This window comes from Clostridium sp. Marseille-P299 (genome assembly GCF_900078195.1).
GTDB lineage: Bacteria > Bacillota > Clostridia > Lachnospirales > Lachnospiraceae > Lachnoclostridium.
Window position 1 is genome coordinate 23862 of record NZ_FJVE01000006.1, and the last position, 15631, is coordinate 39492.

At 33.4% G+C, this 15631-nt stretch carries 11 protein-coding genes; all 11 read right to left on the bottom strand.

The annotated features are described in order from the left end of the window. Positions 1 to 167: 167 nt before the first annotated feature. The 11 genes from BN4220_RS04210 to gap all read right to left on the bottom strand — a co-directional run bounded on the left by BN4220_RS04210 (position 168) and on the right by gap (position 15587). Positions 168 to 401, bottom strand: coding sequence for a hypothetical protein (locus tag BN4220_RS04210; RefSeq protein WP_066714076.1), 234 nt, complete (start codon positions 399 to 401; stop codon positions 168 to 170). Positions 402 to 435: 34 nt separating this feature from the next. Then, positions 436 to 4104, bottom strand: coding sequence for a glycoside hydrolase family 28 protein (locus BN4220_RS20215; RefSeq protein WP_197467887.1), 3669 nt, complete (start codon positions 4102 to 4104; stop codon positions 436 to 438). A 290-nt stretch (positions 4105 to 4394) separates the two neighbouring features. Beyond that, positions 4395 to 4529, bottom strand: a complete 135-nt coding sequence (locus BN4220_RS20615) for a hypothetical protein (RefSeq protein ID WP_278280711.1) — start codon at positions 4527 to 4529, stop codon at positions 4395 to 4397. Between the two features lie 513 nt (positions 4530 to 5042). Further along, entirely contained in the window at positions 5043 to 6689 is a 1647-nt protein-coding gene (locus BN4220_RS04220) for a putative manganese-dependent inorganic diphosphatase (protein ID WP_066714078.1), read from the bottom strand. Positions 6690 to 6882: 193 nt separating this feature from the next. Then, positions 6883 to 7344, bottom strand: a complete 462-nt coding sequence (gene smpB / locus BN4220_RS04225; protein ID WP_066714081.1) for an SsrA-binding protein SmpB — start codon at positions 7342 to 7344, stop codon at positions 6883 to 6885. A gap of 200 nt (positions 7345 to 7544) precedes the next feature. After that, positions 7545 to 9716, bottom strand: coding sequence for a ribonuclease R (gene rnr, locus BN4220_RS04230; RefSeq protein WP_066715415.1), 2172 nt, complete (start codon positions 9714 to 9716; stop codon positions 7545 to 7547). A 309-nt stretch (positions 9717 to 10025) separates the two neighbouring features. Continuing rightward, entirely contained in the window at positions 10026 to 10271 is a 246-nt protein-coding gene (gene secG, locus BN4220_RS04235) for a preprotein translocase subunit SecG (protein WP_066714083.1), read from the bottom strand. 71 nt (positions 10272 to 10342) lie between these two features. After that, positions 10343 to 11887, bottom strand: coding sequence for a 2,3-bisphosphoglycerate-independent phosphoglycerate mutase (gpmI, locus tag BN4220_RS04240; protein ID WP_066714084.1), 1545 nt, complete (start codon positions 11885 to 11887; stop codon positions 10343 to 10345). 257 nt (positions 11888 to 12144) lie between these two features. Then, positions 12145 to 12894, bottom strand: a complete 750-nt coding sequence (gene tpiA / locus BN4220_RS04245; RefSeq protein WP_066714085.1) for a triose-phosphate isomerase — start codon at positions 12892 to 12894, stop codon at positions 12145 to 12147. 300 nt (positions 12895 to 13194) lie between these two features. Beyond that, entirely contained in the window at positions 13195 to 14388 is a 1194-nt protein-coding gene (locus BN4220_RS04250) for a phosphoglycerate kinase (RefSeq protein WP_066714086.1), read from the bottom strand. A gap of 188 nt (positions 14389 to 14576) precedes the next feature. Then, positions 14577 to 15587: a type I glyceraldehyde-3-phosphate dehydrogenase gene (gap, locus tag BN4220_RS04255; RefSeq protein ID WP_066714088.1), complete on the bottom strand. Its 1011-nt coding sequence runs from the start codon at positions 15585 to 15587 to the stop codon at positions 14577 to 14579. Positions 15588 to 15631 lie beyond the last annotated feature (44 nt).

Below are 15631 nucleotides of genomic sequence, written 5' to 3' on the forward strand. Positions count from 1 at the left end.
TTTTATTTTTTATAATTTCGAAAGTATATCTATAGTTTTCAATTCTTTCTCTTTAAGACAGTTTTAGTCTATATTTTTTAGTCTATATTTTTTAGTTCTTTTGTTATTTAGTTATTTAGTTTCTTAGTTTTTAGTTTATAATCTTTTAACTACTAGCTTTTCTCTCGTTATTCATCAAATTCTACCGTAACGTAATACCCCCGATCTGTTTGTTTTATATCGCGAACAATACCCTTTAATTGTTTTAACCTTTCTCGAAATGGAATATTTCCAGACATAGCAACTGCTGGCTCAATCACATAATAGAATGTTGAGGTCTGTAATTGAGTCTCTCTAATATCTACTTCTTCTCCAATTTCAATTAATCCTTGTCTCTCCATTTTAAATTCCATTGTTCTCATAACTAATCACTATTCCTTTTATTATTTCATAACTTTATAATTTCATGACTTTATCAGTATCTTCTTTTGTATTTACTGACCTTTCATCAACTATAAACCCAACATTCGTATACTGATATTCATTACCCTCTTTTGAAATTACCGAAACATTTTTCAACATAAGACCTTCAATATTATTTGCTTTTAATCCGTATTTTCCTTCTGCTTTTATATTCTCTAAATAAATATTTTTAAGTGGACTTTCTGGTAATCCAGTGAGATATATGGCATTTCCGCCGACGGTTTTTAGCGTAATATTTTTAAATACGATATCTCGAATAATAGCAGTTCCCTCATTTTTCTCTCTTTCTTCATTTAACGCAAATATATCATGACTATAAAATTGATCAATATAGATTGCACCACGGAACCACTTACAATCGATATGTTCAAGGCTATTGTTTACAAAAGTAATATCCTCATACCTAATATTTTCCACAATACTACCTCTGCCTCTTGGCGCTTTTATACTTGATACACTAAATGAATCTGTAAAAACACAGTCTTGTACAAATACATTTCTAACCCCACCAGACATTTCACTACCAATTGCAACACCAAAACCATGATTAAAACGGCAGTTCGTAATTCGAATATTCTCCGAGGGGATCCCTACTTTTCTCCCCTCTTCATCTCTACCAGATTTAATCGCAATACAGTCATCTTGGCTTTCAATAAAGGAATGAAATACATAAACCTCACTACAGGAATCTGGATCAAATCCATCACCATTACAAATGCCATAAGCATTTCCTATTTCATCAAATTTAGTATAAATTTTTACTTGATTTAAACTAATATGATTGCAATAAATCATATGAACACACCAAGCTGGAGATTGTCTTACAGTAATATCTTTAAGATAAACATAATCAACATTCTGTAAACATATTGCTCTTCCTCGTTCACCAGCTTTATGAATCATTTCATTTTTTCTAAGTTCCACCCCAGAAGCATCAATTTTACCTCGTCCGCAGATTGTGATATGTTCGAATCTTTTATTTTCATAACCAATAGTATTAATCAAACTGGCATAGCAAGGGATTTCCCTACCTTCAAATCGATACTGCATTACTTTATAATCATTTGGATCTGTGCTTCCAAGCAAAACGCCTCCTTCATCAATATGAAGAGTCATATTACTCTTTAAAAAGATAGCACCAGTTAAAAATATCCCTTTGGGTACAAATACTTCTCCATCCACTTCACAAGCGTCAATTGCATTTTGAATCGCTTGTGTGTTCAAAGTCTTACCATCTCCAATTGCTCCAAATTCAGTAATATCATAAACTTTTGGTGTAGGTTTCGTACGAACTTTTATTGTATTACTTTTTAAAGAAAAACTTCCATCGTTTAATTTTGACTGTACATATATTTCATATTCCTTACTTGGGGCTAAGTCACTAAGCGTATAATCTGTACATTCACAGCTTCCATGGTACTTATTATTTATGTAAATTTGATACTCTACGACATTAATATGTTCCGTCGGCTTATCCCAAAGTAACGCAATACTGGTATCGGTTTGAGAAGCTGGTGGACTCATTAAATTCCTAGGTTCATTCTCTAAAAAAATTCCATACGGGATTTCAACATTCGTATACTTATTTGCTATATTTCCTGTTACTATAAATTTAATTTCATTCTCCCCTTCACATAGTAAATCTCCACATGCAAAATAATGTTTATTCCAAAAGCTAACACCTGCGTAAATTCCGTTACAATAACATTCTACCATTTCTTCTGCATTTACTGCAAAAACTTCATTTCCACTTAAATTAGAAGCTATATAAGAAACAACATAGGTCTTTTTATATTCATTTTCATCTACCTTTACCAATCTAGCATTTTTTGTGAGATCAATTCGATTTCTCTTTGGTAGTGTCTTAAATTCTTCCAATGATTCTTCCATGCACAGTAGCAGAATACTTTCTCTTCTAGCTAATGTTAAATGAAATTCTGTTCTATCACCCTTTCTTTTTACAGGTATTTGATAATATTCTCCGGTCCATAAATCCATGGATAACAGATTGCATTCCATTGGTATTGTCATGTACTCCTTAATCGTATCTGTTCCTTCATTTACTAAAAAATACATATCGATTCCTTGCTTGATTAAATGAGTAACACGCAAATCTTTACAAAATGATCTGGTTATTAAATCTCTATGCACCACATCATTTATACCATTTATATGTTTTGTATTTGGTAGCAACTCATTCGTACCATAGACATAGTCATACTCATAGCCTGAAATTAATAGCTTACCATCTACCTCTTTGCATCGTTCTAACATAGAAATCGGTAAATAATTAAATTCAATCTGATTTTGATATAATTCCTCCACTTCGTTTACTGCCATTTGACCACTGTTGCATAACACTGCGACCTTAGCGTTGTTCGTCGAATCCGTCATAAGAAATGACACTCGTTTCATATAATCAGAAAAATACTTATAATGTTTCCACCAAATATTTCCCGGTCCAACATCTGGTGGCCTTTCCTCTTTTCTTTGATCCCTTAAACTATAATAAAATGCATGTGGAATAAATAAATTAACTCCACGAACACCCAACCAATCAATAAACCATTTCATATCATCGCTTGTAAAATACCATGGAATTTGTTCTTTTACACATACCCCAAAACATTCATTGGAATTTCTTCTTCTACCTAAATGTCTTGCTGCATCCGAAGAACATTTTGCCATAACACTATGTACTCCTTTGGTACCACCAAGTTCTGGTGATACCCAACGAAATACTAAATCTTGACCAGGTATATGAAAATAAGTTTCTTCTTCAATGTCCGCGCTTCCCGCTGGATGACCCATAAGTGCTATGCCGTGCATTTCACACCACTTAGAAAGTTTATTATAGTAAACTTCATTTAAACGATTTTTGAGTAATTCTTTATATAAAATCGTAGTCCGATTATCTTTCCCCTCAAATAGATCCCATAGCTCATGTGCTTGTCCACCTTTGTCCACAAGCTCTTCTAACAAACCCTCTGTCCATTCAAAAAAGTTCTCTACATTTCTCCCCAATACACAAGGTTCATCAGTGAAGAATCCAATAATTGTATTACCAAAATGCTCTTTCAGATGAAAATAGTATTTCTCATGTGTTAATTCAATAAACTTCTCTACTGCCATAGGATTTAAGATATCCGCTGATAGAGGTGCTCTCTCTTCTCCATCATCTTCCCCATAATGAATTCCACGAATTGTGCCATTGCATGGTTTCTGAATGATATACTTTCCATCTTTGGGTCCATCAATAATTATACCATTCTCTTTATCGGATGAAATAGTAATTCCGATGGATGCATAATTTTTATTCGCTTTTACCACTTCTCCGTGGGCTGAGCCTGAAGGATACATTGCTTCATCATATAAAACTATTTTCATATCTAGTTCACTTGCTGTTTTAACAATATATTTGATGATTGAAAAATATTCATCCGATAAATATACCATATCTTTAGGAATTCCTATACGAGGATGTATTACAACACCATCTACCCCTTTTTCTTTAAAATCCACTAGTTGCTCTTTTAACTTATCCTTCGATAGTGTATCATTAATAAACCAAAATGGGATTGGCGTATACTCGTTTAAAGGACCTAACATTTCTTTTAAAAAGCTTTTAATATCTACCCCCACAATAGACTCCTTCCATCTATATTTACAACACTAACTATGTACTTTAAATTTGTTTGTTTTGTATATACAAACTATATTATACATAAATTTAACATATAAATTAGTTAAAAACTACTAAATACTTGCTAAAAAGAAGCAATATTAAAAATTCAATAAAAAAGGAACAAAGAATTGTCGCAAAATAGTTTGTTTCATGTAATGTCCATGAACACTATTTTGCGACTCATTCTCCATTCCTTTTTCATAGTTTTAAGTAACAATTCGACATCTGTTACTTCAATTGATAATAATTAGCGTTTTCCTGATTTATTTCCGCTCTTTGAATTTCCTGATTTATTGCTTGCAGATGAACCTGCTTTGCTAGTTGTTTTACCAGCTCCTGATTTTCCAGCTGCACTTACCTTATCTTTCTTGTTCTGTGCCATATTTTTCACCTCCCCAAACCATTATATAAATATATGTACTATATTTTCTCTTTCGTCAAATTAGAGAAAATTCCTCTACATATTAAATCATTGTAGTCTTAATCCATCTAATATTTAAAAATAGATGCTTATTATTATAGTTATTCAATGGGGGATGAAATCCACGTCATCAACAAAATATAATTGTCATTAAGTATGTTATATATCATTTTCCATTATTTGTCAATGCGATTTTATACTTTATAACACTTATTTTTGCACACATTTTTTCATATGAAAATATGAATTTTAGTTCATACATTCTCACAAATTCTTATGATCAATTACGTACTTTTGGTATGTGGAATACATTTTTTAAATGACTGGATGTCATTTTTATCGAGTTGATTTTATCGTCGTAATTTTATCGTCGTAATTTTATCGTCGTTATTTTAATCATAAAAAAAGAGTTATCTGGCTATGAAAACCGTCTAACTCTTTGTTCATTACTATTACGATATTTTAGTTATCAAATTATTCTTGAATTGAAGCCACAATTGCAGGTATTAATTGTTTCTTTCTCGAAACCACGCCTTGCAATGAAATTGAATGCTCCACTTCTTTTACATGAAATGCATTTTCAATTAGTTCTTTTGCATTATTACCGATATAAATCAACTCAGTAGATTCATTAATTATATTGGTCAACATAAAGAAAATCATATCAACGCCATGCTCATGCAAAGCTTTATCTAAGTGTGGTATAAGCCTTGTCTTAATATCAAGTAATTCCACTTCATTTAGGGAATTAATCTGACCAACACCAAAGGTAATATCTCCTACTGAAAAACGTTTAAAGTCTTGATAAAAGATTTCCTCAGCTGTCATTGTTTTTAAATTGCTACCAGCTTCAAACATCTCAGATGCATATTTTTCAACTTCGATTCCAGCTATTTTAGCTAATTCTTCAGCTGCTGCTCTATCAATTTCAGTACAAGTAGGTGAACGATACATTAAGGTATCTGATAATATTGCAGAACATAGTAAACCAGCAATTTTCTTATCTATTTCAACACCATTTTCTTTGTACATCATATAAATAATTGTAGAAGTACATCCTAGTGGCATATTTCTAAAGAATACTGGTTTCATCGTTTCTATTGTTCCTAAACGGTGATGGTCAATAATCTCTAATATTTCAGCGTCATCAATTCCATCAACTGCTTGTGCTTTTTCGTTGTGATCTACAAGGATTACTTGCTTGCGTTGCATATTAAGTAAGTTACGTCTAGAGATCATTCCTCGATAGTTTCCTTTATTATCAAGGATTGGGAAGTCACGGTTTCTTTGTTTTGCCATTACCACTTTAATTTCGTCTATAAACGCATCCGTACGGAAAGTAAGCAAATTATCACGAATCATAAAATGTTCAATTGGCATACTTTGATTAATAAGTCTTGCAACGGTATACGTATCATGCGGAGTACTAATGATTGTACACCCTTTATCCTCTGCCAATTTTTTTATTGTCATTGAAACTTTTGCCCCTTCGCATACGATGATGCAACCCGCTTTCATTTCAATTGCGCAAAGCTGTGATTCATAGCGATTTCCCAAAATAACCAAGTCATGTTCATTAATATAGTTTTCCATTAAATCAGGATTTGCTGCTGCAATTAACACTTTACCTTTATCAAAAATAGAATTTTCATCTCCAACTAGCATCTCACCATCTAAGGTCTCTAAAATATTAGCATAAGATGTTTTAGCCTCAGATAAGATTTTACTATCATACACTTCCATATAAGAAGTTGTTATATCACCAATGGTTATAATACCTTCCAATTTGTTGTCTTCTGTAATCGGTAATGTAACAACCTTTTGCTCACGCATTAATGTCCATGCTTTTTTCAAAGATATATGCCTGCTAACACCTGCAGTTTCTCGGATTTCAATATCCTTTACCTGTGTACCAACATCTGCAATATATTCTGGCATCGCAACATTAAATCGTCCGAGTACAAATTGAGTCTCCGCATTAATTTGACCTGCTCTTCTAGCAACATACTCTTTTCCTGTAATTTTTGATTTAAGGTTCGCGTATGCTATTGCTGAGCATATGGAATCGGTATCCGGATTTTTATGTCCAATTACATAGATTTTTTTAGAATGATTTGTCATCCCTACCCCTTTCTCATATGAACCATGGATAATGTGTTTTATTTTTTAACAGGTTTTATCTTAATTACTTAATAAAGTAGTATAAGTAACATCAATGAAATCACCTTATAAATTATTAATTTTATAAAAAGCAGAAAAAGTCAACTAACTATAATAATTTTGGATTCTTTTTCGGGCAGAAAAAGTCAAACAACTATAGATTTTTGATTTTGAACTCTTTTTCTGCTTCCCTCCTCTGATCTTTCTTTGCTATATCTTGGCGTTTATCATATAGTTTCTTACCACGAGCTAATCCAATTTCCATTTTAACTAGACTACCTTTTAAGTAAACTGTTAATGGAACTAGCGTATAGCCCTTTTGTTGTAATTGGCCTACGATCTTATTAATCTGATAACGATGAAGTAAAAGTTTTTTTACTCTAAGAGGATCTTTATTAAATATATTTCCCTTTTCATATGGGCTAATATGCATGTTATAAATATATACCTCTCCATTTTCCACACGCACAAAAGCTTCTTTTACACTACATTTTCCCATACGAAGAGACTTTACTTCTGTACCATGAAGCACTAATCCTGCTTCATACGTATCTTCTATGAAATAGTCGAATCTGGCTTTCTTATTATTCGCAATTAATTTAATATTTTCAGCCATTGTCCTATCCCCCTCACTTATATTTTTTATAGCTATTTCAAACAAGAATTGTCACTTGCTTAAAATGAAACTATTTAAAGAAATACTATACTTTTTTATTAATAACTACTTTTATAACGTATTTATTTTATAGCATCTTTATTTTATAACTACATGAACTTATAAATTCATAATCTAACAATACATGATTTTATAAATCATTATCTTTGGTAGACTTTAAGTCCATCCTCTTCTTCTTCATCTTCCATCACAGGTACAAAATCAATCGTTCTTAATAACTTACTTGTATCCACTACTCGAACTTTTATTTTCTGACCAAGTTTGTAGGTATGTTTCGTGTGTTCACCGATTAACATATAATGACTTTCATCATAAATGTAATAGTCGTCCTGTAAATCTGACATACGCACCATTCCCTCGACTGTATTAGGTAATTCTACGTACATTCCCCAAGAAGTGACACCAGAAATAACGCCTTCAAAGGTTTCACCTATGAATTTACTCATATATTGTACCTTTTTAAGTTTTTCAACTTCACGTTCTGCTTCATCAGCACGACGTTCTGTAAGACTAGATTGTCTTGCTATCTCTGACAAGATTCTATCATAATGCTCGATTCGCTTTTCTCTTAGCCCACCTCTTAGATTTTCTTTAATAATTCGGTGAATTTGTAAATCAGGATATCTACGTATTGGTGATGTAAAATGACAATAATATTTAGTTGCTAATCCAAAGTGTCCATCACATGAAGTTGTATATTTAGCCTGTTTCATGGAGCGCAATGTCAGTCTACTAATTAAGGCTTCCTCTGGTGTACCATCAATACGAACTAAAAGCTTTTGTAATTCTTTAGGATGGATTTCATCCTGTCCAACACGCATTGTGTAACCAAAATTATTAATGAAAATACTTAATTTTTCTATTTTTTCCAAATCAGGATTTTCATGAGTTCGATATACAAACGGAAGCTCTTGCCAGAAGAAGTCTTCTGCAACTGTTTCATTCGCTATTAACATAAAGTCTTCAATAATTTTGGTTGCCTTATTTCTCTCGTATGGCAAAATATCAGTAGGACGACCATCTTTTCCAATAATAATTTTACTTTCTGGAAAATCAAAGTCAATGGAGCCTCGTTTTCTTCTTTTTTCACGAAGAATATTTGCGAGTACCAACATTTCTTCAAACATAGGTACAAGCTCTTCATACTCTTTCATTTCAGCTTCATCGTGATCTTCAACAATCTTCTTAACGCTTGTGTAAGTCATTCTACGGTCAACGTTAATTACAGTTTCTGCAATACGATGGCCAATGACATTTCCTTTTTCATCAATATCCATAATACAACTAAGTGCTAAACGATCGCAACCTTGATTTAAGGAACAAATTCCGTTGCTTAATTTATGTGGAAGCATCGGTATTACACGATCCACTAAGTATACACTTGTTCCTCTTTTAATTGCCTCTTTATCAAGGGGTGAACCTTCTGTAACGTAATTACTTACATCAGCAATATGAACACCAAGTTTATAAATGTTTCCTTCCTTTGAAAGTGTAATTGCATCATCCAAATCTTTTGCATCCTCACCATCAATGGTCACAGTTTGTAAACCACGTAGATCAAGTCTTCCAGCCATATCTATGCTATCAACTTCATCCTTAATATTCTCAACTTGATGCATCACTTCTTCTGGAAATTCAGTTGGTATTCCATTTCCTAGTATTACAGAAGCCACATCTACCCCAGGGTCATTGATATGTCCTAGAATCTGAGTAACTCTTCCTTCTGGATTTTTAGATTCATTCCCATAGTCTGTAATTTTAACTAAAACTTTATGACCATTTACTGCACCTTTAGTATATTCCTTTGGTATAAATATATCACTTCCAAATTTCTGATTGTCTGGCACAACAAATCCAAAACTTTTACCTTTTTGAAAAGTACCAACTAATTCATTCACGTTCCGTTCTAAAATTGCAACAATAGTACCTTCTCTACGTTTCCCCGTTTGATCTTCAGAAATACAAACCTGCACACGATCCTTATTTAAAGCTCCTTTTGTCTCTCTTTCTGGAATGAAAATATCTTCTCCACCTTCATCTCCATCTAAGGTAACAAAACCAAATCCTCTACTTGTTCCAGAAAAGATACCCGTTTTAATATTTGAATTTTGTTCTTTATATTTACCATTTACATCAATCGAAATTCTTCCATCAGCAAGTAATGCATCTAGTACTATTTTTAAGTCATTTCTTTCTTCTTTTGGTACTTGAAGCAATCCTGCTAATTCTTTAAATTTCATTGGATGGTATGATTTATTCGTAATCACTTCATAAAGAAGTTCTTTTTTACTTTGCAATGATTCTTTATCCATCATTTTACCCCATCTTTCTACGTTCCAGCACTCATATATTGTAATTTATATTTTAAACACACTTATATGTAGTATTCCATTTTATTATACATTTACACGAAAAAAGTGCAAGTATGTGATTGTATTCTTCAATTAAAATACTTATTCTATGTAATAACAATTCTTGTAAATGTCGCATTCCGACTTTTTATTTTTAACTTTTTAGGACAAATATTGTTGCTTTTGTTTCCTAGGTATTTAAAAAGACTGTCGCAACGAGTCTGCGACAGTCTTAGATTCATAAGCTATAATGCATTAAAATGCTTAATTTTATAGTCCCCAGTGTAAATTTAATACTACTGAAAGAACGATAAATAAAGCAGCAAGAATTTTGGTAACCTTCACCAATGCACCTTCCATTGAACGTCCCTTATTTTTTCCCCAATAAGTATCTGCAACGCCGTTGATCGCTCCAGATAGTCCAGCAGATTTACCTTCTTGCATTAATACAACAACAACTAATCCTATACAAATAAGAACGTAAACAACTGTTACAAGAACTCTTAATATTTCCATTACTTACACCTCCTAAAAGTCACATTGTATATTTTACCACATCATGTCCTAAAACACAAGTGAAATAAAAGTTACTTCTTTATTAACAATGACTTACCTGTCATTTCTTTTGGCTGTTCCATTCCCATCATTTCAATCATGGTTGGAATAATATCAGCTAAGCATCCACCTTCTCTTAAGGTATAAGAATCATCATAATTTACTAAAATAAATGGAACTGGATTTGTTGTATGAGCTGTAAATGGTGAACCATTTTCATAATCTACAAGTTGTTCTGCATTACCATGGTCAGCACAAATAAACATTTGTCCGTCAACCTTTAATAATGCTTCATATGCTTTACCTACACAAGCATCTACTGTTTCAATTGCTTTAACAGCAGCATCTTCAATACCAGTATGACCAACCATATCTGGATTTGCAAAGTTTACAATAATAACATCATATTTGTCTGAAGTTATTGCTTCAACTAATTTATCCGCTACGCTAAATGCGCTCATCTCTGGTTGTAAGTCATAAGTTGCAACTTTTGGAGAATTTACTAGAATACGATCTTCTCCTTTATTTGGCTCTTCTACACCACCATTAAAGAAAAATGTAACATGTGCGTATTTTTCAGTCTCTGCAATTCTAGCTTGAGTCTTTCCATTTGCTGCTAAGAATTCACCAAATGTATTTGTTATAGCTACTTTTTCAAATGCTACTATTTTATTTGGAATTGTAACATCATATTCTGAGAAGCATACAAATTTAAGTGGTAATCTGCCATTCTTTCTTTCAAATCCGTCAAACTCATCCGCACAAAATGCTCTGGTCATTTCTCTTGCACGGTCTGGACGGAAGTTAAAGAAAATAACAGAATCATTTTCGCGAATCGGTGCAATTGCTGTTCCGTTTTCTACCACTACTGTTGGAAGAACAAACTCATCATTTACGTTTTCTTCATAAGACTTAGCCACTGCTTCTACTGCAGATTCCGCTTTCACACCTTCTCCTAAAGTAAGTGCATTGTAGGCTTTTTCTACACGGTCCCAACGATTATCACGGTCCATTGCATAATAACGTCCTGCAACAGATGCAATTTTACCTACTCCAAGTTCCTTCATTTTAGCTTCTAAAGCTTCTAAGAATCCTTTACCAGAAGTTGGTGAAGTATCTCTTCCGTCTAAGAAAGCATGAACGAATACGTTCTTTAAGTCATGTCTTTTTGCAAGTTCTAATAATCCGTAAAGATGTGTGATATGGCTATGTACACCACCATCAGATAATAAACCAAATAAGTGAAGTGCAGAATTATTCTTTTTGCAATTTTCTACTGCTTCTAGCAATCCTTTATTCTCAAAGAAATCGCCATCCTGAATTTCTTTTGTTATTCTTGTTAATTCCTGATATACAATTCTACCAGCTCCCATGTTTAAATGGCCAACTTCTGAATTTCCCATCTGTCCTTCTGGAAGACCAACTGCCATTCCTGAAGCATAACCTTTCACAAATGGATAGTCCTTCATTAATTTATCAATCACTGGTGTTTTTGCATGTGATATTGCATTTCCTTCAGATTTATCATTTAATCCATATCCATCAAGAATCATTAATACCGTTGGTTTTTTACTCATATGATCTTTCTCCTTTATGTCAGCTTTAATTTATAAACTTATAATTTATATAACAATTGTTAAATTATAAGGAAATCTCAAATTTAAAATCCATTTCTGTTAATATCATATACGTGAAAAATTTATTCGTCAAGAAATTTTATTTTTCAAGATGCTACGAGTTTTTTCCATTTTTATTTCTCACGCAAAAATCTTGGATGAAGTTATTCACCTCATCCAAGATAATAACTAATACCTATTTATATTAATTATTTTATTTATTTGTTATAATTAACAATCTTTCCAAAATCTAGTTTTAAGCTTGCTCCACCAACTAAACCACCATCAATATCTGGTTGTGTAAATAGCTCAGGTGCACTGTCAGCGGATACACTTCCACCATATTGAATGCGAATTTCATTAGCAGTAGCCTCATCATAGATTTCAGCAATACAAGCTCTAATAGCAGCACAAACTTCTTGTGCTTGCTCTGTGGTTGCAACTTTGCCTGTACCAATAGCCCAGATTGGTTCATACGCAATTACAGCTCTTTTTGCCTGCTCAGCTGTAACATTAACAAACGCAATTTTAATTTGCGTACGTATAAAATCGATTGTGATTCCTTGCTCTCGTTGTGTTAAAGTTTCACCACAGCAAATTATAGGGGTGATACCATGTTCAAAAGCTTTTAACACCTTCTTATTTACAGTTTCATCTGATTCAGCAAAATATTCACGTCTCTCTGAATGGCCGATAATTACATATTTTACACCGATGTCTGTTAGCATGTTTGGAGCAATTTCCCCCGTATATGCTCCACTTTCTTCATAATACATATTTTCTGCTCCGATAGAAATATTACTGCCCTTAGCCGCTTCTATCGCAGTTGTTAATGAAATAGCTGGTACACAAAAAACAACATCTACCTCTTCATTGTTTACAAGAGGTTTCAATTCTTCAATTAATTTTACAGTTTCACTAGGAGTTTTATTCATCTTCCAGTTTCCTGCAATTATTTTCTTACGCATAACTTATTCTCCTCACGTTGTTACGAAAGCAAAAATGAATGCTTTAGAATGATTTTGGTCTTGCTTGCTAATTTCTTTTTATCATTTGCTATGTGCACCAAGCGTTGTTAACAACGCTTGGGTTGCACTCTAGGCTTTTCCTATTTGTCGTTGGCTGCGGCAACAAGCGTTGTACCAACGCTGGTGTTGCCTGTTAGACTTTCCCTATTTATCGTTGGCTGCGGCAACGAGGCGTTGCCTGTTAGGTTTTTCCTACTTATCGTTAGCTGCGGCAACGAGGCGTTGCCTGTTAGACTTTCCCTATTTATCGTTAGCTGCTGCAACGCCTGGTAATTCTTTTCCTTCTAAGAATTCTAAGGAAGCTCCACCACCAGTAGAAATGTGAGTCATCTTATCACCGAAACCTAATTGGTTAACAGCTGCTGCGGAATCACCACCACCGATGATTGTTGTTGCATCAATGCTTGCTAATGCTTCTGCTACAGCAATTGTACCTTTTGCAAAGTTAGATAATTCGAATACACCCATTGGTCCGTTCCATACTACTGTCTTAGCACTCTTAATAGCATCTGCATAAAGTTCTCTAGTCTTTTCACCGATATCAAGACCTTCTTCATCTGCAGCGATTTCTCCACGGCCTACTGTTCTAAATGGAACATCGTTAGAGAATTCTTTTGCTACAACTGTATCAACAGGAATTAATAATTTAACTCCGTTCTTTTCAGCTTTTTCCATCATTTCTTTTGCATAATCAAGGTAATCAGCTTCTAATAAAGAATTACCAACTTCTTCACCCATAGCTTTCATGAATGTATATGCCATACCACCACCAATGATAAGTGTATCTACTTTATCAAGAAGGTTGTTAATAACAGAAATCTTAGAAGAAACTTTAGATCCACCAAGAATTGCTACGAATGGTCTCACTGGATTGTTAACTGCATTTCCCAAGAAATCAATTTCTTTTTGCATTAAATAACCAACAACTGCTGTATCAACATATTTAGTTACACCAACATTGGAGCAGTGAGCTCTGTGAGCTGTACCGAATGCATCATTTACAAATACATCGCATAAAGATGCTAATTCTTTGCTGAATTCTTCACCATTCTTAGTTTCTTCTGCTCTATAACGAGTATTTTCTAAAAGAACTACTTCGCCTTCTTTCATTTCAGCTACTGCTGCTTTTGCATTTTCGCCAACAACTGTTGCATCTGCTGCAAATTTTACTGTCTGTCCTAATAATTTAGATAAAGCTTCTGCAACTGGTGCTAAAGATAATTCTGGCTTTGGTTCTCCCTTTGGTTTACCAAGGTGAGAGCAAAGAATAACTTTTCCACCATCACTGATTAATTTATTAATTGTAGGAATTGCTGCTACTAAACGTGTATCATCTGTAATTTTTCCATCTTGTAATGGCACATTGAAATCACAACGTACTAAAACTCTTTTACCTTTTACATTTATATCATCAACTGTTTTCTTATTTAACATATAAAAACTCCTTGTCATTTTTATTTACTTTTATTATTGCGTTTTATTTCTTAGGCCAAAGCATTCTATGCTTTTATACCCTATAAAATAAAAAACGGGCCCGGCCCCATAAGACCGGACCCATTGATGGATCTACTATTATTCTATCAAGAATTATACTAAATCAACTTACCAGAGTTATTTCTAAATTAAGCTAATTCAGCGAAATACTTAATTGTTCTAACCATCTGGCTTGTGTATGAATTTTCATTATCATACCAAGAAACAACTTTAACTAAAGTTTTTCCATCTGGTAAAGATGTAACTTTTGTCTGAGTTGCATCAAATAAAGAACCAAAACGAATACCGATGATATCAGAAGATACTAATTCTTCTTCTGTGTATCCGAAAGATTCATTAGCTGCTGCTTTCATAGCTGCATTAACTTCTTCTTTAGTTACAACTTTGTTACAAACTGCAACTAATTCAGTTGTAGAACCTGTTGGAACTGGAACTCTCTGTGCGGAACCATCTAATTTTCCAGCTAATTCTGGAATAACTAAACCGATAGCTTTTGCTGCACCAGTTGAGTTAGGAACGATATTAACAGCTGCTGCACGAGCTCTTCTTAAATCGCCTTTTCTATGTGGTCCATCAAGTACCATCTGATCACCTGTATAAGCGTGGATAGTAGTCATGAAACCTTTTTCAATTGGAGCTAATTTATTTAATGTATCAGCCATAGGTGCTAAACAGTTAGTTGTACAGGAAGCTGCAGAGATGATTGTATCATCTTTAGTTAATGTACCTTCATTTACGCTATATACGATTGTAGGAAGATCATTTCCAGCAGGAGCTGAGATAACAACTTTCTTTGCACCAGCATCGATATGAGCCTGAGATTTAGCCTTGGATACATAGAAACCAGTACATTCAAGTACTACATCTACACCAAGATCTCCCCAAGGAAGTTTAGAAGCGTCTGCTTCTGCATAAATTTTGATTTCTTTTCCATCAACTACGATAGAAGATTCTTTTGCTTCTACAGTATGTCCATCGTATCTACCTTGAGCTGAGTCATACTTTAATAAATGAGCTAACATTTCAGGGTTAGTTAAATCGTTAATTGCTACTACTTCATATCCTTCAGCACCAAACATCTGTCTGAATGCAAGACGTCCAATACGTCCAAAACCATTAATTGCTACTTTTACTGCCATGATTAAATTCCTCCTAAACGAATTTTTATAATATACTATCACTA